Here is a 20,279-nt window from a genome sequence, read left to right as displayed (position 1 = left end):
CCTCTTTTGAGAAAAGAAAGGCATTTCAGGCATTGCATCAGCCAACTGCCAATGGGTTCAGCTGACTTGCGGTTTCGCTTGCGGATCTTGCTTCGAAGATCAGTTGCTCTACTCGGCTAAACCTTCTAACAACGCTAGCCATCGCTCAGCGAGCTGCTCACTGCTGCAAGTAACTGTAAATGATTCTTTCCCTGTCATTTCGACATAGATCTCTGTCTCTGAAATTTTAACAATACGCATACTAGTTTTCCTCCTTCGCAGCATTCCGCCACTATTTTCTTAAAGTAATTTTTTCTTAAAGCACTACTTTCTTAAAGCACTATCTTCTTAGAGCACTATTTTCTTAAACTAGTACCTTTTTGTTTCTCAAAAATAAAATACGCGAAAAGATCAAAAAATTTTTTTCTTTTGCATTTTCTTTTAAATTAATTGCAATTGCCCCTTTTTGGATCAAATGCGTTGGTAAGAGTAAAATTTGGCCAAATGCACTCATTTTTGGCGCATTTTTTGTTGGCTTTCTTCTGCATAGAGATCTTGATAAATCAGACTAAAACTTCCTCGTTTGCCGGGGAGATCGTGAAAATGAAGCTCCCCTAGTAAATGATTGGTGAGAGGAGAAAAAGAAAGGTCCAGAAATTCAGTGAGGCTAGTATTCGCCCGAGGCAGTTGATAGCTATGTTCCCGTTTGATAATGCCATGAGCAAGAAAACTGATCAGCATGGTTTGCTTTAGACGACGGGATTCAACCGAGCTGGGAAAAGAGAACTGATTGTGCAGTTCAATGAACAGCTGCGGTCCAGAAGCGGACAACGTCATGATTTTTCCAGGATTGACCCAAATGGTGTCTTTTTTGGTGGCGTTTGTTAGTGGTAGCAAGCTGTATTCGCTAGTTGCACAAGGAATCTTGTATTGACGTTTGATATTCGACTGGCTGAATAAATGGTACAGTGTATCTTTGAAAAGCGCGTACTCATAAAAATGGAAATGGAGAAGAATCTGTTTGATGATAGGAAATGGCGGCTGTGGAAGAAGTGAACAATAGTCTTGATAAATGATCAAAGAATGCGTGCGATCATCACGAACAAAAGGCAGAATGGCAAAAATTTCTTTCTCGAAGTCAGTTGTCATGGTTGGACGGATCAAAGCAGCAAGTTCCTGGCAAGTGGCCTGATCACTAGAATTGAGGAATCGTTTACATTTTGGCTCAAAGGACAGACGATAAGGATCAAGTTTATTCGAACTTATAGGGGAGTAGCATCTCTTCATAGAAAAACTCCTTCATTTTAGATACTTCAACTATAAAATTATCTGACTATTTTTGCAATAAAAAGTGCATAATTCAAATGATTTATTGATTTTTGATAAAAATAGTCACTTCCTCTTTTTGCTATGGTTAATGTACCCGCGGGAACACCAAGCAAAAGGAGGAATACAATGAAAGAATGGCATACACTGATGGCTTCTTATGAGCGCCTCTTTTACAAAGTGCTGATTCGGGCGGGCATCTTCCCCAGTCATCCAGATTTTGAAGATTATTTGCAAGAGTTGCGACTCATGCTCTTTGAGCGCGCACGAAGGTATCCTGATGAAGGGATCTTTCGCAACGAAAATGAAGTGAATTATCTATTTGGCTTTTTGCTATGGCGAGTGATTGATTTACAACGAAAAAGTAATCGTCAAAAACAACTGATTCAAGCAATCGCATCAGAGCAGGAAGAAACGATTGATCTGAAAGAAGACATCGACAATCATCTATTGCTGATGCAATTCTGGGCATTTCTGAAACCGAAAGAACGACAAATGTGGCTTGATTGGGTCAATCAAGAGGGATCAAAACAGTCTCGCTATTATTATCGTCAGAAGTTGAGAGCCCGTTGGCAGCAATTTATTCACGAGGAGACGACAAGCAGCAAAAAATAGGTGTTCTATTTAGTCAGAATAAAAGTGAAGGACCCAGACAGGAGCTTTCTTACTCGTTCCTCTTGTATCGTGCAGCTTCTTTTTGTAAACTGAAATCAAGGAACAAAAGGCACCTTTTGTCTAAACTGTTTTCGCATTATCGACAGGTAATGACAGTTTTTCTTGGTACTTGATAAACTCCTTTTATGTTGACCATGATTTGGTGCCTTAAGTTCTAATTGAATGAGAAGCGTCATTTTTCCAAATCATATTAACAGCAATCGTCGAATAAAGCGGTCTTCGAATGGAAGAGGCCGCTTTTTTTCGGCAATTCGCGACTTAAAAAGGCGCTTTTTTTGGTCAGACTATTTCTAGAATACGGTGGATATTTTGGTAGTCAAAAACAGCAACATAGTCTATACTTTGGCTATCATCATACGATACGTATGGCAAAGACCGAGGGCCTTGACTGATCACTTGCAAAGCGGGAGTATCAAAAAGCAAGTGGGCAAACCAGCAAACGATTTGCTAGTGAATAGACGTTGGTCAATAGGAGGAATGAATGATGGGGAAAATTGATATTTCCAATCTGACACGAGATTATGGCAATGGCAAAGGAATTTTTGACCTGTCATTTTCTGTGGAAGCAGGAGCGTTTGGTTTTCTGGGTCCTAATGGCGCTGGGAAGACCACAACGATCCGTCATCTAATGGGGTTCATCAAACCTCAAAGCGGCAACTGTTTGATCAATGGGATGAATTGCTGGCAGCAACGAGAACAAATCCAAAGAAATTTAGGCTACATCCCTGGCGAAATGACTTTTTTTGATGATATGACCGGAAGCGAATTTATTAAATTTATCGCAAAGTATCGGGGAAATGCTGAAAATGGACGGGCCAAAGAATTACTTGATCGATTTGAGTTAGATCCGAACGGCAAGATCAAGAAAATGAGTAAAGGGATGAAACAAAAAATTGGCATCGTTGTGGCTTTCATGCACGACCCAGAGATCTTGATTTTAGATGAGCCTACTAGTGGCTTAGATCCCTTGATGCAGTCACGTTTTATTGATTTAATTACTGAAGAAAAAAAGCGCGGCAAAACCATCCTCATGTCTAGCCACATGTTTGAAGAAGTTGAGCGGACCTGTGATCGAATTGGCATCATTCGTGCCGGAAAATTAGTTGCGTTGGATTCCACCGACACATTAAGAGAAAAACATCTGCGTCGTTATACCGTCACTTTGCCAAATGAACAACTGGCGGCAGCCTTTGCAGCAGATTTCAATGGAGAAATCGATCCGGCACAACCTAGTCAAGTTCAAGTCAGTACGAGTCAAACATTGGAACAGATTTTTATGGATTATTATGGAGGTGAAGAGAAATGATCAATTTCACCCTTTACAAACGCGAATTGCGCCGCAGCATCCTGACGCTTGTGATTTTTGGTGCCGTCATGACCCTCTACATCTCAATCATTGTCAGTATGTACAATCCAGAAATGATGCAGTCTCTTGAAGAAATGCGCAAGATGCTGCCAGAATTGATGTCGGCAGTCGGCATGAAAGCCGGTGCTAACTCATTATTGGGTTTCATGTCTTCTTACCTCTATGGTTTTATTTTGATCATTTTTCCAATGGTATTCTCGATTCTTCGAGGGAATGCATTGATTGCCAAATATGTGGACAGCAACGCGATGGTGGCCCTTCTGGCAGCACCCATCAAGCGGAGAACGATTGTCATGACGCAGATGTCGGTTCTTTTAACGGGTATTTTCTTTTTGATCATCTATGGCACTGCATTAGAGATCCTTTGCGGATTACAATTTAAAGGAGAACTCGAGATTCCCAAACTGTTGCTGCTGAATGGTGGGTTGCTTTGTTTGCAGTTGTTTATCGCAGGAATCTCTTTCTTAGCTTCTTGTGTTTTTAATGATTCAAAATACAGTATTGCTGTCGGCGGTGGGATACCAGCATTAATGTACGTCTTACAGATGCTTGCCAACACCGGCGGAAATGCAGAAAAAGTAAAGTATTTTACTTTCTTTACATTGTTTGATCCAGATGCTTTGATCGCAGGAGATCGTAGTGGTCTCATCGGAATCTTTGTCCTATTGATTGGAGCGTGTATCCTGTTCGTGGCATCGGGCATGGTCTTTTGTAAGAAAGATCTTCATATTTAGTGAACAAGCAAAAAACAATCACTCCAATCCTGTATTTGGAGTGATTGTTTGTTTTACCCTTGTGCAGCTTTGCCTGTATAAGAATAAAAATTAATTGTTTTTCTCCGCGACAAAAGCATCGACTTCCGCTAGATACAACTTCTTCTCTTCTTCTGGTAACCAAGCAATCTCAAAGGCATTTCTGACCAATTGAATGATTTGGTCCTCTGTTAGCTGATAATTTTTGCTCAATGCATAAAGGTCGTCAGAAATATAGCTTTGGAAATAAGCTGGGTCATCTGAATTGATCGTCACTTTGACGCCTTTTGCCAATAACTCGATGATTTCTTTTCCTTTCATATCATCCACGACGAAACTGTTGGAGACAGGGCAACACGTCAATCCGATTTGGTGCGTCCGCACATAATCGACTAACCGTTCATCTTCTACGATATTTGTTCCATGATCGATTCGTTCCACTTGGATTTCTTCAATGACTTGGCGAATGTGTTCGATCGAATCTTCCTGATCAATGTCGCAGTGCATCGTCAAATGAAATCCAGCGGCTTTTGCTTTTTCAAAAACTTTTTTGAACTTCAGTGGTGGATTGCCTTTTTCATCCGAATCAAGCCCGATCCCCAAAATCTTATCTTTAAAAGGTAGTGCTTGTTCTAAGGTTTCTGCTGCTGATTCAGCAGAAAAATCCCGTAAGAAGCACATAATTAGGGCACTTCGTACACCAATTTGTTCACTTTCTTGTGTCGCTCGATAATAGCCGTTGATGACGGTTTCAAAAGAAATACCGCGAGAGGTATGGGCTTGCGGATCAAAAAAAACTTCAGCATAAGTGACGTGATGTTCGGCAGCTTTCTTGAAGTAAGCCATTGCCAATTCATAAAAATCTTCTTCTGTTTGGAGGACATTCATCGCTGGATAATAAATGTTCAAAAAAGAAGGCAAGGAGTCGAACTGATAACTTGCTTCCACCTCTTCGATTGTTGATTGACCAATATCAATTTGATTTTTTTGTGCCAATCGTAATTTCAAATCAGGCTCCAATGTTCCTTCTAAATGCAGATGGAGTTCAGCTTTGGGAATTTCTTTGATAAATTCGTAGGTTACTTCTTTTGCCATAATTTTCGTTTTTCTCCTTTTAAAGTAAGTATTTTACACCAAAAACCTTTTTTTATAACTTGAAAAGCGAACATCTTGTTGAATCAACATTCCTTTTATTCATTTTTAACATAAAATCCCCGTTTTCACAAGAGCAAAACTTTGCTAGAAGATACCTGAATAGTCCTTAAAAAGTTGTGCGAATATAGACGATTTTCTTCAGGAGTTTATTTTTTACAACCAAATATCAAAAAGTAATCGCTTGCATGATTTTTGATTTATGCTAAAATTAACTTGTTCGAACAAGTTTGGTTGTTATTCGCGATAAAAATGATGAGAGAGGAGTGGATCATAACTATGAGAGGACAAAATCAGTCGTCCGGTGCCAATGCGTACGCACAAAAAAATATGCGATTTAACCGCTATCTGATTTTTCGCTATATGACAGCAATTTTTTTCTTTATCAATCTTTATTGGGCGTTGCTTAGTCTAGCAAATTGGACAGTGATGGGTCTGGTACCGGTGTTCTTGCTTTTGGTCGATGGCGCCATCATCTTTGAGCAGACACAAAAATATTGGCAGACATCAAATCGATTGCACTTGACTAAAGTTGGTTATTGGATTCAAACAGGGGTCAACATTACTGGTATCCTTTTTATCCTGTTAGGGTGGCAAGACGGATTTTTCCCATTTTTGAATCTTGCGGCCAGACCGATTTTACTGGTTAGTCTGACTCTGGGATTGATTTGTTGTTTATATATGGAACGAAAAGCATGGTTGATCGAAAAAGATCGGGATAGTTACTTGAACTATCTGCGGACATTTGAGAATAAAGGAGGAAAAATAGATGAACACAGAAAATAGTAAAATGTTTACCTTTCTGGATAAGTACTTAATGGGACCAATGGGGCGAATCTCGCAATTTCGAATCGTCCGTGGGGTGATGGCGGCCGGGATGGCTTCGATTCCGTTTACGATCGTTGGTTCAATGTTCCTGATTATTAGTGTCTTACCTCAAAGTTTTCCAGCTTTAGCATCGATTTGGGCGGCTTCTTTTGATAAGATCCAAAGTTTATATATGCTAGGAAATACTGCAACAATGGGGATCTTGGCCTTATATTTCTGTATTGTTTTTGGTTATGAATATACCAAGATCCAAGCGCAGGAAGAAAAAATTTCGTTAAGTCCTGTAAACGGGGCTTTGTTGTCAATGATGGCATTCTTCATGTGTCTACCTCAATTAGTATTTGAAGGCGGAGTAGCGACTCTTGTGACCCTTATTTCCGATGATCAAAAAATCATTGATGGTTGGGAAATGGCGGGTGGTGTGACACGTTTAGGAACGACTGGTATTTTTACTGCAATTATTATGGCTATTATTGCAGTGAAAATTTACGCGTTTTGTGTCAAGAGAAATATCTACATCAAAATGCCTGATACTGTACCAACTGGTGTTTCAAGTTCATTTACTGCATTGATTCCGACTGCGTTGATTGCTTTAGTCGTGATCGTGATCAACGGTGCTTTAGTAGCTTTAGGGACCGATATCTTCAAATTCATTGCGATTCCCTTTAGTTTTGTTTCGCAATTGACGAGTACGTGGGTTGGGTTGTTAGTCATCTATTTCTTGATGCATGCATTGTGGATCGTCGGAATCCACGGAGCAACGATCGTGACCTCATTCTTGACGCCCATCGTTCTTTCCAACATGGTTGAAAACCAAAGCGGTGCAAATATTGCTTTTGCCGGTGAATTCAATAATAGTTTCGTGACCATTGGCGGTTCAGGAGCGACACTGGGCATGGTGATCTTCATCGCCTTCTTTGCTAAATCGGCACAACTAAATGCATTAGGTAAAGCCGCGATCGTCCCATCATTCTTTAACATTAATGAACCAATTTTGTTTGGGATGCCTGTTGTGTATAACCCCTATACGGCAATTCCTTTCTTTTTGGCACCAATGGCTTCTATGTCGGTGGCATATTTTGCAATCAATTTAGGGTTTGTCAAACCACCGATTGCTCAAGTCGCTTGGCCAACCCCAATTGGTCTTTCAGGGTTTATCGGTTCAGGTGGCGATTGGCGCGCATTTGTCCTTGCGCTAATTTGCGCCTTGGTTGCTTTTCTTATTTGGTTCCCATTCATCAAAATGTATGATGGCAAACTATTTGCAGAAGAACAAGGAAAAGCTTGACCGAAAGTGTAAGTTTGAATCAGCAGAACCCAGCTAAACATGTCTTAGCTGGGTTTTCTTTTGTCTTCATGATATTAAAGAAATAAAGATTCCCACTAAGGCAATAGCTTTTGCGGTAAAATAGGAGTAGTACAACATTGGGGGAGAAGTGAAATGACAAAACAATGGACGATCGATTTATTAGTTGCAGATTTAATCGCACGAATCGAAAAAAAGGATTTAGCTGATCGCAACGGAAAGTTGCCTAGCGAGAAAGAATTGATGGAACACTATCAAGTCTCTCGGTATTCCTTAAGGCAAGCACTAAGCAGATTGAGTAAACGCGGCTATATTTACCAAATTCAAGGCAGAGGCTCCTATGTCCATGATCAATTGACGCAAGAGCAGAAAGCAGTCCAAAGTGATCTTGGGTTTACCGAAGATCTTGCTAGAGAAGGAAAACTGATTCAAACCGTTCAAGCAACACAGCGTTTGGTCTCGTACGCTGAGATCGATTTTTCACCAAGCCACCAGCGATTTTCTGATAATCAGCTTTTTATTGAAGTTGAACGATTTCGCACACTGGATGATCAGCCGTATTTGATTGAGAAATCCTATTATCTGGCAGATATCGTTGGTCAGATCCCAGAATCTGCTATGTACGGTTCCATGTTTGAATATTTTGCACAAGAAAAGGGAGTGACTGTCAGTTTCATCGATAAATTTATCCGCTGTGAATTACTGACTGCTAAACAAGCTGCTTTTTTTGGCATGAACGCGGGGAGCCCTAGTTTGGTTGTTCGAGACGACAGTTACTTGCGAGAAGGTGATTTGATGGCCTTCTCAAAAATCTTCTATGACTATCGAGAAACAACGTTGTTTATGCATAAGAAATTACAAGATTGATCCTTTAGAAGTAGCTCATAAAATGGTCTAAGCCACCAGAAATCATTCACGATTTCTGGTGGCTTATTTGTTTGAAAATTGTTTTAAAAAGGAGAAAGCGGTGAAAATCGCCTTTTTTAAGGAGTTTTTTTCTGTTTTTTTTAAAAGATTTAAAAAAAACAGAATACTGTTCAGAAAATAATTCTTATTTCACTTTTTTACAAAATAAATATTAGAAGAAAAGATGGAAGCGTATTCTGAGAACATTAAAAATTTTCTAATTTTTGTTAATAAAAAGGAGTAAAATCAAAAAAATCTCTTTTTAATGATTTTTTTGCGTAAAGAGGAGCACAGGTAATAAATAATTAACGATGGCGATAAAAGTAAAAGATTTTTGTTATTTTATTTCCAATAAAATTTTTTTAATTTTTCATGGTGTTAATAATTTGTTGTATAAAAATAAAAATGTTAGAATTTGCTTAAATAAATGAATATTTTAGTTATTTAATCACAAAAAAAGCACGGAAATCGTTCTGGTATGTTGAAAAATGTAATTGAGATTTTTTCGAGTATTTGAATGGGTGTTTTTTTTATTTTGTAAACGTTTTTTGTTTGTGATCTCTTTCTCCGAATATGTGATCATAGCGAACATCAAAAGACGAATGCCAAAGTTGGTTGGTCACTTTTGTTGGTTGTATTTATTTGAATAGGAGGAGTAAGAATGAAGGGCAATGACTATAAAAAAATAATGAATTCAAGGAGAAAAAGACGCGCAATAAACAAAAAATCGCTACTAGCGAATTTAACGGTCAGCGGGATGTTACTGACGAGTTCTGTGGTTGTTCCCACTACATTGTTGTGGGAACCAAAGATCGCAGAAGCATCATTGGTTTCTGCTGAGATTTTTAGTAATGTCCAAGCATCAAATGATTCTGCAACAAGTGCTGCAGCGCCATATTCAAATCCTGGAGATACCAACCCAGTCAACTTTACCATCAGCGGATCGAATGCGGTGACGCTTGACGTCTTAAACGGTGATAAAGTAGCAATCGTTGGTGTGCCAAAAGGGCTGACTGGCTTTGTACAACCAAATGGCAATGCCCGGGTATCAACAAATATCACTCTGCAACTTGAAAATATTGCCGCTATCCAAACACTGATTGGAACGCTTACGCCTGCTGTTGACACATTGGTAGGAACGGTGGATGCTCTTGTGAATCAGAACTTAGCGGATGCATTAGGGATTCCAGAGACGATTAATGGCTTTCCAAATTTATTGTATCAAGCAGCTTCCATCGTTGATATCAGTCAAGTAGTATCCGTCAATCTAGATGACATCTATGAACAATTGGATTTATTGAATCAGTTAGGACAATTTGGACAAGCCGATTTTGAAGTGCCTGCTGGATTGACAGATAATGAACGTGCCTTGATTGCCAATGTGAATGACGGCTTATTTATTGTGGTCAACCAACGCATCCAATCCATTTTGGAGAACTTGAAACAGGCGCAAATCCAAGTGAGCATCTTGGGCGGAGCAAGTAACATTCCTGGGATTGGCTCATTGATCGATGGCGTCAATACACTTGTCCAAGAAACAGTCAACACAGCTAAAGCCACTCTGAATGTTACCGTCGATGCTGCACAAGCTGTGTTGAATGGAACGACAGATCTTGCTGATCAAATCGCATCGGCATCTGTTTTAGGTCAAACGACAGTTGGATGCCAACGACCGTGACGACACCAACGACTTCAGAGCTGATTGCAAATGGTGTGACGAATCCGTCGAATCCATACGAAGCTCGATTTGCAGGTACTTTTTCTCAATCTAATCTACTCACACTTGATTTATTTACAGATGAGGATGGCAATAATTCCATCTGGTTAGCAGCAGAACCTGCAGCAGAACAAACGGAAACACCAACCATCGATCCTGTTGCGGCTGGTGACACCACTATCAGCGGAACAGCAGAACCAGATTCAACAGTAACAGTGACTATCGGAAATGAACAGCCAGTCACAGCAGTAGCGGATGCCCAAGGCAACTGGACAGCCGAGGTACCAGAAGTCTCTCAAGGGGAAACAGTGACCGTTGCAGCACCTACAGCCTCCATTAGTGGCAATGAAACAGATGGCTATCCGGTCATTGGGAAAGCAACACCGCATGCAGCGATTGAGATCACGAACGCTCAAGGAGACGTTGTCGGCAGTGGAACGACTGACAGCGATGGCAACTATCGCATCGTAATTGCCCCCGATCGAGTCGCCCCAGAAGAAAACTTGAATGTTACAGTAATTGTGACTGCCGGAGGGCAAGACTATCGTAGTGGAGCAACACCGGTTGTTGTGCCAGCCGATACTCAAGAAAACCAAACTGAAACGCCGTCGATCGATCCGGTGAATGCCGGGGATCAAACGATCAGCGGTACAGCTGAACCGAACGCCAATGTAGTGGTAACTGTCAGCGGAGAAGAGCCAGTGACGGTCGTTGCGAATGACCAAGGTGATTGGACTGCGAATGTACCGGAAGTTTCTGAAGGCGAAACAGTGACTGTGGTAGCTACTGTTGGTGACAAAGAGCCAAGTACACCCGTCAGTGTCATCGTCAGCGGAATAAGTGTTTCTGCACCAACTGCATCAATTACTGGTAACCAGAGAGATGGTTATCCTGTAGCTGGTCGAACAACTGCGAATGCAGACATTGAAATCACCAATGCCCAAGGAGAAGTCGTAGGTAGTGGTACTGCCGACGGTGATGGCAATTACCGGATCGTGATTGCGCCAGATCAAGTAGCTCCAGAAGAAAACTTGAACGTCGCAGCGATCGTAACCGCTGGTGGCAAAGACTACCGCAGTGGTAATACACCAATCACAGTACCTATGGAAAAAACGGCTACGCCACTCATTGATCCAGCGATTGCCGGGGACGAAACAGTCAGCGGAACCGCAGAGCCAGGTTCTTCAGTCATTCTGACCATCAATGAAGCAGCACCAGTGATGGCGCGAATTCTGGGTGGGTTGAACACCACCCGTGCCTTTGCCGCACCACTTGAATTAAGAGCGGATGAAGCTGGCAATTGGCGTATCAATGTAGCCGAGCTATCGGAAGGAGATGTGTTGACGGCTACTGCACAAACTGATGGGAAATATGTCAGTGATCCGATGAGTATCGTTGTTAGTCCCGTGACGGTTGCCGCACCTACTGCAACAATCAGCGGCAATGAATCATCTGGGTATCCGGTTACGGGGAAAGCTGATCCAAATGTAACCATTGAAATCTCTAATGCTCAAGGAGAAGTGGTGGGCACTGGTACGACAGACAGTGAAGGCAATTACCGGATCGTAGTAGCAGCCAATCGCGTCGAACCAAAAGATAATTTATATGTTGTTGCGAGTGTCGTTGCTGGTGGCAAAGAATACCGCAGTGCAGCTGCTACAGGCACAGTACCGGTTGCTGGAGTTGACGACGGTAACACTGGCGGTGGCAACACTGGTGGTGGTAACACTGGTGGCGGCAATACCGGAGGAAATAATATCGGTAATGGCAATAACGGTGGAATCAATATCATCGGCAATGGGAACATCAGCGGTGGCAACAACATCAATAGTAATAATAGTGGAGGCAAATACTTGCCGAAACTGGCAGTGAAAGTACTTGGTTTGCATCAATGATCGGTGCTGCACTGGTTGCGATCGGTAGTCTTGGTTTCTTCAAATCAAGAAAGAAAAAAAATCAGTAACTGCTGAAACTGGACCAAAGCAAATAATTGCTGATCTATAAGAGAAAGCTCTTGCGATGTGTCCATGTCGCAGGAGCCTTTTTTTAGAAATGTTCCTGAATCTATATAGCCTTTCTGCTGCGTTACCACCAATTCTACTAATGGTTTGAAGAGTTACGAAAACTGAGAGTGAAAAGAATAGAGACGTTAATAGAAAATATGCAGATTTAAACAGGAATTTTTTTTTTTGACTATCCATGCTACACTAAATTTTGTAGTAAATGGAAAAAGCTTTCAATCGTTTGGTTACGCAGGTTGCGTGATTGGAAGGCAAAAGGATGGTGTAGAGGTTGATAGGCGACAAAGGCAAGGAAGCACGTGTCCATCACGTTTTTGAGCGTGTTGCGGAGAACTATGACCAGATGAATACTGTGATTTCTTTTCAACAACATAAACGCTGGCGAAAAGATACGATGAAACGGATGCAAGTCCAAGCAGGTAATGATATCCTTGATGTCTGCTGCGGAACAGGAGATTGGACATTGGCACTGGCAGAAGCAACAGGATCTACTGGGAACGTGATCGGCATTGATTTTAGTGAGAATATGTTGGCTGTGGCAAAGAAAAAAGCAGCGGAGCAAAAGACAAAGATCGAATGGATGCAAGGAAATGCAATGGCACTTCCTTTTGCAGACAATACGTTTGATGTTGTGACGATCGGGTTTGGTCTGAGAAATGTTCCTGATCTTGTAACCGTTCTAAAAGAAATGCAGCGGGTCGTAAAACCTGGCGGAAAAGTGGTTTGTCTGGAAACATCACAGCCCACTTTAATTGGTTGGCGGCAGCTGTATTATGCGTATTTCCGATTCATTATGCCGCTGTTAGGAAAACTGTTTGCTAAAAGTTACCAAGAATATTCTTGGTTGCAAGAATCAGCTAGAGATTTTCCTGGCAAAGAAGAGTTGTCTCACTACTTTCAATCAGCAGGACTGACTAATATAGTTGTCAAAAGCTATAGTGGAGGTACTGTAGCCATGCATCTCGGATATAACCCAACCAACTGAATCCAATAAAAAGCATGTGTTGACATAGAAGCTGTTAAAGGGATGTTGCTGAGAAAATCAGCTCATTTTCGAAAACAAAGACGAGTTCTTCAGATCAAAATAAAAACCAACGTCAGTTCACACTGGACGTAGGTTTTTTGCTGTCTATTTCACTGTCTTCATTTTGCGGGTGCTTATTGTTTTCCGGTATTTTTTAAAACGATATTGGTGTAGAGCCATACCGTTAAAAGATAATAAACGGCATAAAGGGCAACAAAGATCGCAAATGGTAACCAGATCTGATCATAGGGATCACTCAATAGCATTTTAAACATTTGCAGTCCGAATAGTACGTGAACGATTCCTAATAATCCTGGGACTAAGAAAAGCACGCCGATCTCTTTGCGGATCGATTTTTTCAGAAGCCCATTGCGAGCACCGATTTTTCTAAGCATGGTGTAGCGCATAATATCACTATTAGCCCCTGAAAGGATTTTGAACATCAAGCAACTAGCTAACATTGTTAGAAAGGCAATTCCTAAGAAGAAGCCCATGAATTCAAATCCTGAGAAAATGCCGTTGAATGTGTCATAAGCATCCGCTCGTTGCATAAGATTACTTTCTCCTGCTAAGGATGGATTGTTTTTTTGATCCAGCTTAGCAAGTGCTGTTAATTTTGGCAGGACAGCTTCAAAGTCTTTGACTTGAATGACTTGTAAGATCGTTTCGGGTGCGTTCACTTGTTCAAAGGCATTGGCAGAAAGCAGCTTGACTTCTTTCCCTCGCTGTTCTGGCAATTCAAAGCTGCGCAGCTGGTCCTGTTCTGCAAGATCAGCTGCGATCGCTTGGCCATTTAGTGAGCGGTAACCATCTCTCTGACTAAGATCTCCCTGTTCTGTAACGATCAAAGGATCTTTGTCAAATTCTTCTTGAATGTAATAAACGGCTGTGTCATCCTCTTTTTGGCGATAGCTGACATTCAATGTTGGGTGTAAATCCGCAATTTTTTGTTGGTCGACAGTTTGGGCATTATTCAGAACCAAGTCATAAGAGGTCATCGCTTTGGCCATTTTAGGGATTTCATTTCTGAAACCAAGGCCAACGGTTAATGCGCCCAGTGCTAATGCGAACAGCATGGATACTAACGAAAGCATCTGCGTATAGTCACGGATACGGAAGTTTAACTGAGACAAAGTGAAATTATTCAATTTTTTCAGTGCGATGGCATCTGATTTCTTTAATAATGTCAAAATCAATACGATCACAGAGCGGAAAACTAGATAGGTTCCCAAAACGATCGTGACTAGGGCAATCGCAATACCCATAATTTGAAATTTCATTAGATCGCTCATAACATAATAACCGATTCCAAGAAAGATGATCCCCAAAAGGGTTTGAACCAATAAGAATGGGAATTTTTGCTTGATTTGTGCAGGTGTACTAGTTTCTCTCAACAAATCCAAGATGGCTTTTTTGGCAATGGCTGAAGCATTGACGATTGCTGCGATCAGGAAGAGAATGGCAAAAAAGACCAGTGTGATCACAAGTGCTTTTACATTGAATGGCGAAAAATGAGTAATCTTTATATTTAACTGTTGTACTAAAAGATCATTGACAATTTTCGTCAATCCGATACCTGCTAAAGCACCAGTAATGGTTGCAATAATCCCTACAAAAAATGTTTCGATGAAGATCATTTGGGCGATTTTTCGTCCTTTTGCTCCTAACATCATAAACATGGCATAATCCTTCTGCCGCATCGACATTAGGAAAGAATTGGCATAGAGAATGTAGGCAAATGTGATGATTCCTAGTAAGACCGTTCCAAAGTGAAAGATAATGACAACGACACCAATCGTTGAATTGTTTTTCAAGAATTCTTCATTACTAGCCATTGATTGAAACATATAAAAGATGGCAGAAGCCATAACCAGACCAGAAAACAAGACGATGTAGTCTTTTAAGCGGCCTTTGATACCAGTAAGTGATAATTTCCAAAGCATACCATTATCCTCCTACTGTTCCAGATTTCCTAAGATGACTAAGATCTGACGATAAAAGTCTTCTTGGGTTTGATTATTTCGTTTGATTTCTTGATGGATCTTACCATCTTTGATAAATAAGATTCGCTTGCAATAACTTGCCGAAAGGGGATCATGTGTTACGAGTAAGATCGATACTTGGTCATTTTTGTTTAAATCATCCATCATGTCTAATAAATCCTTGGCACTTTTTGAATCCAAGGCACCCGTTGGCTCATCCCCAAACAAGATCGTTGGTTCGGTGATTAATGCTCGCGCAGCGGCTACCCGTTGCTTTTGACCACCAGAGATCTCGGAAGGATATTTATCCAAAATTTGGCTGATGGATAAGCGATTCGCGACTTGTTGAATGAGCTGTTTGATCTTTTTCGGCCGTACGCCTTGTAAAGAGAGAGGCACAGCAATGTTTTCAGAAGCCGTTAGATTTTCTAGTAGATTGAAATCTTGGAAGATAAAGCCGATTTCTCTACTGCGAAAATCTGCCAATGCATCACCGCGTAATTTTGTGATATCTTTTTCGTTGATGCGGATGTTTCCGGAAGATGGATGGTCCAATGTGGATAAAATATTCAACAACGTTGATTTACCAGAACCGGAAGCACCCATAATACCAATAAACTCGCCTTTATCAATCGCAAAGCTGATCCCTTTTAGGGCTTCGGTTTTTTTCTCATTATTTTTGCCGTAAGCTTTCGTTAATTCGTTTGCTTCAATAATTTTTGCCATTTGTTTATCACCGTTCACTTTCTAATTGTTTCAACGCTTTTTCAGGAATAGCATTCTTTTGCACTTCTTCATAGGAAGTCACGCCCTTGTTTTGATTCCAGGTAATTTTTAAGTAAGCGTCTTTTTTCAAAGGACGATCTTTCATCCCTAAGAATTCCAGATTTTTCTTCTTTGCGTCTTTGTCGTAACCAGGTAGTTCATATTTATATTCGATCACTTGATTGCCTCGATCGTCTTCGGTTTCGATCTTTTCGCCATCGGTCGTGATCTGAACATAGTAACTTTGGCCGCCCATGATGACTTTCTCAGCAATTTGTAACCCGGCAAACAAAACGATTATTAGGATACCCAGGCCGATCCAAAATTTCTTCATCTATTCTCACTTCCTTTAATTTGTAAAGTCTAAAGAGAATTATAGCGAGCGTAAAAACAATTGTAGTGTGAAAAACCTATCAATAAACTTTCATTTTTGTCATGAAAACAATTTCGTGATGCCCTCCTTTGTAATGGGAGCTGTTAACCAAAGGTTCACCTTTTCAACGCATTCCGTGTATCAAGAGACCGTTGTAAACGAAAAACCATGGGACCTCCTTCATCAAAGAGATCCCATGGCCTTCAATATTTTTTTCGAAACAATGTAATGATCAAGCGATCCTTTTCGTAACTGATTGTTGCTTCATCGATCAACAATCCTAATAAATAAAAGTCTTTTTCTTCATGAATCGACTGGTGCCCGCCTAAAAGTTCAATATAATAACTTTCTAGCGCAATGTCTCGTGGGGTATTCAACATTTCCGCAAATACGGCTAAATCACTGGGCTCTTCTGGACAGGTCCCAGCAATAATGGCTCGAAATCCTGTTTTTTCGAAAGACATCTCAGTAGTGATATGAGGGCAGTCGTGGGAAAGAAAGTAGGTGACAACTTCATCCACGATCCGCCGTGCTTGTTCCTTTTCTATCATTGGTTCATCCGCCTTTTGATTTGGTTGATCTCATCTAACAAAGGTACCATAGCTGCCGCCACAAAGCCACTGGAAAAACCATTATTATAAAGATTCAACCCGCCATGTAAGTAGGTAATATTGCTTACTAACGCCGCATGGGCAATACCGGCAAAGATTCCTGCAATTGGTCCATAGTAGCCGCTGATTGGTGCTAAACTTGTTCCAAAAATCGCAGTCAACAGCAATTGAAAGGTCGAAGTCTCAGTGGTAAAGCCTAAACGTGTGGCAAGAACGACCCCAATCAAAATCGGCAGACTATTTTTCCAGTGATTTCCGAAAGCACTAAAGCCAACCACTGTCAGAACAGCACCAAGTAATGGGCCTGATAGCTGGCCCCCAAGCAAGTAGATGAATACAAGCAGCAGCATCCCCATGATCGCCATGTTCATCAGTGTGACCCCTAATGCAAAAATCGTGACGAAGTCTGTCACCAGTTTACCGGAAACATCGAATAGATGAGCCAATCCTTGGAAAGAACGGTGATTCAATAAATAACCGGTTAAAAAGAGCAACCCGCATAAGCCGCACAAAAAGAAGAGTAAAAAGGAACTGTACTCAGTCGTCAAATACGGTAGATAGTCACCAAAGTCAGCCAGATCTGTTCCTACAAACAGCATCTGATTATGAGGCTCTCCGTGACGCGCTATTAACAATAACCGCAAAATAAATCAAAGGACCACGAATCCTTAAGGATTCGTGGTCCTTTTTTTCAAAAATTGCAAGAAAAACGCATTTTTCCATGAAGTGAGCGTTTCGTTTTTCATTTCATGAACATTCCTCTACACTTTTAAGTAAGGTCATGGTTCTACATGACGAGCATGAAAAAAATAAGGAGGAAATGAACATGTCAAAAAAAATCAATGATCCATTAACGAAGTACTATAACGGCACATTTGAAAAGCAGGAACAGGAAGCACCAGCGGTCCAAGGAAAAATGCAGCCAGTACCAGATTGTGGTGAAACTAGCTACAATGGTTCAGGACGATTAGCAGGCCGCAAAGCATTAGTCACAGGCGGGGATTCAGGCATCGGTCGTGCAGCAGCCATTGCCTTTGCTAAAGAAGGCGCGGATGTGGCTATCAACTACTTGCCTTTTGAAGAAGAAGATGCCCAAGAAGTGAAGACTATCATCGAAGAAGCAGGTCAAAAAGCTGTATTGATTCCTGGCGATTTGAAAGACGAATCTTTTGCGCGTCAGTTGGTTCATGATGCAGCGAAAGCGTTGGATGGTTTAGATATTTTGGTCTTGAATGCAGGTATGCAACAAGCGGTCAAAGATATTAAAGATTTGACCACCCAACAAATCACGGACACATTTACAACGAATATCATCTCCATGTATTGGACAGTTCAAGAAGCCCTGGATTATTTACCGGCTGGCGGCAGTATCATTACCACTACTTCCATCCAAAGTGCAGAACCTAGTGCTCATCTGTTAGACTATGCAGCAACCAAAGGAGCGCTCACTTCATTTAGTAAAGGATTGGCAGCACAATTGAGTTCAAAAGGTATTCGCGTGAATACTGTAGCACCAGGACCAATCTGGACACCACTACAAATTTCAGGAGGACAACCACAATCAGCGATCCCTGAGTTTGGACAAAAAGAATTATTAAAACGGGCTGGCCAACCCGTTGAATTAGCGCCAGTTTATGTTTTCTTAGCGTCAGATGAAGCCAGCTATGTCACAGGACAAGTCTATAGTGTAACAGGCGGAAGCTTCTTTGCTTAAAACCCGTTGTTAAAAAACGCTTACGACAATAAAAAATGCGAAGTAAGAAATACAGAGGCCTTGCATTGCTTTAGCAAGGAACCCATCTGATATTTCAGCTTCGCTTTTTTTATGGAATCATGATAAAAAATTTGTTTCAACAAGAGGATTTGCAAGTGAGGGCAAACATTTTTTTGGTAATTACTTGATTGATTTTTGCAAACAAAGATTCCCATTCATACATATTAAGTATATCTGAGAGTAGCAGAAGCTTTTCCGTTATCGCTACTTCTTCGTAATTGTCGGTAATAATCAAGTCCGCCCCTTCGATATCTTTAGTGAATGAGACCGACTTCTCTGAGTAGATGGATCGGATACGGGCTTCTATCAGCATTTTGGTTCGATATTGAATCGTTGTTCGAAAGTAAATCCGAATAGTTGGACTTTCATGCATGGTGGTTTCCAGATAGAGTAGTTGGGCAAGATAACGCAATTGTTTACGGTGAAAGAATTCTTTGTCTAAATCATTGTTTGGAAAGGTATTGACATGTTCTGTTAACAAGTGAGCAATTGCTGTATAAGTTTGACTATTGTTGTCAATCGAACTTTCATCGGGCAAGTTATAGTCTAAATTCCAAACTTTCAGCAAATCAACATCGATAAAAATCGATAGATTAAAAAATAAGAGACAACTGTTTAGAAGTTGGTCAAATGAATCTTGCTTCATAGTCGGCACAAATTTTTGTCGCCAATCTTCGATCATATCAATAAAAAAATGAACGAGAGGCTTTTTTGATTGGTAAACCAGCGCAATACTCTCTTGAATCTTTTGGCGATCAACAACTGCAGGAAGGAAAATATGCAAAAAGAAATTTAAATACAAGTATTCGGCTTGAGCGATCCGTTTATCTAAATTAGTTTTGGAGAAAAAGAACGAATCGAGAACTTCCATCGGCAAAAAGGAGTAAAAGTTCAAGAGTGCTTGAGCTTTTTTCTCGATTTCAGGCAAATATTTCTTTTGAGAAAGTCGGATGGTAATTGTTTTCCAAAAGGCAAACAATTTATTTTTAGTCAACTGATCTAAGAGAGTAGCATCAAAAAAGCTGTTGAATTGCTCGAATTCTGTTATATATTGATCAGATAAAAGCTGAAACTCGGTTGGTGCACTTTGCGTAAGAAAACTATAAATAAAGATGCGGATATCCAACTCTCTTCCAGCAAGTTCGACAATATTTTCTTCATTGGAATAGATTGAGAGGTAAAATTTCTTTAATATTAGACTGACTTTTTTTATCAGACGATACATGTGAGATTGGCTAACGTGAAGATCCGAACATAACTGGGACATTGAAGAATCTGTATGCCCAATAAGGTACTGAACCAGTTGATATTGTGGAGAACTGAGCAAGTAATGATAGACCAGCAGTGAATAAGAAGGTTCGGCACTATCTCCATTTCTTTCGATACAATATTGGTTGTAGGAATTTTTGGCGAGACAAAGGTTGACGGACAGATATTTCAAGTCTTCATTCAAAAAGTAGATATGTTTTTGCAAGCTTTTGATGGGGATTTTCAATACTCTTGATAATTTTAATAAGCTGATTCCATTGGTGTTACATACTGCTTTGAATATATCAAGCTTTTTTTCCTCTGCGGGAGAAATGAACTCTCGGTACATCAGTATTCTCCTTTTTTGCTCCATTTTTACGCACAATATGAAGCCTATTTGTAAGGTTTTGTGATCCGTTTTTTTGGTACTTTTGATTATACTAAGTACAAATGAGAAGTCAATGTGAGGCGATG

The 20,279-nt window shown here is 40.6% G+C and carries 20 protein-coding genes; 11 read left to right on the top strand and 9 right to left on the bottom strand.

The window, feature by feature from the left end; all coding sequences use genetic code 11:
• Positions 1-108 precede the first annotated feature (108 nt).
• Positions 109-240: a hypothetical protein gene (locus tag DVW06_RS17665; protein ID WP_005471013.1), complete on the bottom strand. Its 132-nt coding sequence runs from the start codon at positions 238-240 to the stop codon at positions 109-111.
• Between the two features lie 249 nt (positions 241-489).
• A complete protein-coding gene (locus DVW06_RS07875) occupies positions 490-1,266 on the bottom strand; it encodes a hypothetical protein (protein ID WP_137264543.1) in 777 nt (258 codons plus the stop codon).
• 168 nt (positions 1,267-1,434) lie between these two features.
• Here DVW06_RS07875 and DVW06_RS07870 point away from each other — a divergent pair, with 168 nt between their 5' ends.
• The 3 genes from DVW06_RS07870 (at position 1,435) to DVW06_RS07860 (ending at position 4,080) form a co-directional block, all read left to right on the top strand.
• On the top strand, positions 1,435-1,920 hold the full coding sequence (locus DVW06_RS07870; RefSeq protein ID WP_021150014.1) for a sigma-70 family RNA polymerase sigma factor: 486 nt from the start codon (positions 1,435-1,437) through the stop codon (positions 1,918-1,920).
• 544 nt (positions 1,921-2,464) lie between these two features.
• Entirely contained in the window at positions 2,465-3,286 is an 822-nt protein-coding gene (locus DVW06_RS07865; RefSeq protein ID WP_034704267.1) for an ABC transporter ATP-binding protein, read from the top strand.
• Entirely contained in the window at positions 3,283-4,080 is a 798-nt protein-coding gene (locus DVW06_RS07860) for an ABC transporter permease subunit (protein ID WP_003126093.1), read from the top strand. The genes DVW06_RS07865 and DVW06_RS07860 overlap by 4 nt, the downstream gene beginning before the upstream one ends.
• Positions 4,081-4,170: 90 nt before the next feature.
• Here the strand turns inward: DVW06_RS07860 and add are convergent, their stop codons facing one another.
• Positions 4,171-5,193 carry an adenosine deaminase gene (add, locus tag DVW06_RS07855; protein WP_003126094.1) on the bottom strand — a complete coding sequence of 341 codons (1,023 nt, stop codon included), beginning with the start codon at positions 5,191-5,193 and terminating at the stop codon, positions 4,171-4,173.
• A gap of 336 nt (positions 5,194-5,529) precedes the next feature.
• On the opposite strand from add, the gene DVW06_RS07850 reads away from it, so the two are divergent.
• From DVW06_RS07850 to DVW06_RS07825, 7 genes are all read left to right on the top strand, one after another.
• Positions 5,530-6,036 carry a hypothetical protein gene (locus DVW06_RS07850; RefSeq protein WP_005471020.1) on the top strand — a complete coding sequence of 169 codons (507 nt, stop codon included), beginning with the start codon at positions 5,530-5,532 and terminating at the stop codon, positions 6,034-6,036.
• Positions 6,020-7,366, top strand: coding sequence for a PTS cellobiose transporter subunit IIC (gene celB, locus DVW06_RS07845; protein WP_131732080.1), 1,347 nt, complete (start codon positions 6,020-6,022; stop codon positions 7,364-7,366). Before DVW06_RS07850 ends, celB begins: the two co-directional genes overlap by 17 nt.
• 153 nt (positions 7,367-7,519) lie before the next feature.
• The gene (locus tag DVW06_RS07840) at positions 7,520-8,251 is read left to right on the top strand and encodes a GntR family transcriptional regulator (protein ID WP_005471022.1); all 732 of its coding nucleotides are present in this window, start codon (positions 7,520-7,522) and stop codon (positions 8,249-8,251) included.
• Positions 8,252-8,951: 700 nt separating this feature from the next.
• The gene (locus tag DVW06_RS17475) at positions 8,952-9,968 is read left to right on the top strand and encodes an adhesive domain-containing protein (protein ID WP_005471024.1); all 1,017 of its coding nucleotides are present in this window, start codon (positions 8,952-8,954) and stop codon (positions 9,966-9,968) included.
• Positions 9,953-11,902 carry an Ig-like domain-containing protein gene (locus tag DVW06_RS07835; RefSeq protein ID WP_238696170.1) on the top strand — a complete coding sequence of 650 codons (1,950 nt, stop codon included), beginning with the start codon at positions 9,953-9,955 and terminating at the stop codon, positions 11,900-11,902. Before DVW06_RS17475 ends, DVW06_RS07835 begins: the two co-directional genes overlap by 16 nt.
• Entirely contained in the window at positions 11,899-11,970 is a 72-nt protein-coding gene (locus DVW06_RS17825) for a hypothetical protein (RefSeq protein ID WP_081131684.1), read from the top strand. Before DVW06_RS07835 ends, DVW06_RS17825 begins: the two co-directional genes overlap by 4 nt.
• Positions 11,971-12,299: 329 nt before the next feature.
• A complete protein-coding gene (locus DVW06_RS07825) occupies positions 12,300-13,013 on the top strand; it encodes a demethylmenaquinone methyltransferase (protein WP_137264542.1) in 714 nt (237 codons plus the stop codon).
• Between the two features lie 173 nt (positions 13,014-13,186).
• Here DVW06_RS07825 and DVW06_RS07820 read toward each other — a convergent pair whose 3' ends face one another.
• From DVW06_RS07820 to DVW06_RS07800, 5 genes are all read right to left on the bottom strand, one after another.
• Complete coding sequence (locus DVW06_RS07820) at positions 13,187-14,995, bottom strand: FtsX-like permease family protein (protein ID WP_021150003.1); 1,809 nt, start codon at positions 14,993-14,995, stop codon at positions 13,187-13,189.
• A gap of 12 nt (positions 14,996-15,007) precedes the next feature.
• Positions 15,008-15,760 carry an ABC transporter ATP-binding protein gene (locus DVW06_RS07815; RefSeq protein ID WP_137264541.1) on the bottom strand — a complete coding sequence of 251 codons (753 nt, stop codon included), beginning with the start codon at positions 15,758-15,760 and terminating at the stop codon, positions 15,008-15,010.
• A 7-nt stretch (positions 15,761-15,767) separates the two neighbouring features.
• Positions 15,768-16,133 carry a YxeA family protein gene (locus tag DVW06_RS07810; protein WP_003126104.1) on the bottom strand — a complete coding sequence of 122 codons (366 nt, stop codon included), beginning with the start codon at positions 16,131-16,133 and terminating at the stop codon, positions 15,768-15,770.
• A gap of 242 nt (positions 16,134-16,375) precedes the next feature.
• Positions 16,376-16,723, bottom strand: coding sequence for a hypothetical protein (locus DVW06_RS07805; protein ID WP_005471043.1), 348 nt, complete (start codon positions 16,721-16,723; stop codon positions 16,376-16,378).
• Positions 16,720-17,427: a DUF1576 domain-containing protein gene (locus DVW06_RS07800; protein ID WP_029486647.1), complete on the bottom strand. Its 708-nt coding sequence runs from the start codon at positions 17,425-17,427 to the stop codon at positions 16,720-16,722. Before DVW06_RS07800 ends, DVW06_RS07805 begins: the two co-directional genes overlap by 4 nt.
• Before the next feature lie 182 nt (positions 17,428-17,609).
• Here DVW06_RS07800 and DVW06_RS07795 point away from each other — a divergent pair, with 182 nt between their 5' ends.
• Entirely contained in the window at positions 17,610-18,497 is an 888-nt protein-coding gene (locus tag DVW06_RS07795) for an SDR family oxidoreductase (protein ID WP_137264540.1), read from the top strand.
• A 136-nt stretch (positions 18,498-18,633) separates the two neighbouring features.
• On the opposite strand, the gene DVW06_RS07790 is transcribed toward DVW06_RS07795, so the two are convergent.
• Positions 18,634-20,154 (bottom strand): helix-turn-helix domain-containing protein, encoded by a 1,521-nt coding sequence (locus DVW06_RS07790; RefSeq protein ID WP_086269123.1) that lies wholly within the window; start codon positions 20,152-20,154, stop codon positions 18,634-18,636.
• Positions 20,155-20,279 lie beyond the last annotated feature (125 nt).

This window comes from Enterococcus sp. ARL09-542 (assembly GCF_005234805.1).
Classification (GTDB): Bacteria; Bacillota; Bacilli; order Lactobacillales; family Enterococcaceae; genus Enterococcus_D; species Enterococcus_D gallinarum.
This window is presented reverse-complemented; position numbering and strand designations above follow the sequence as displayed.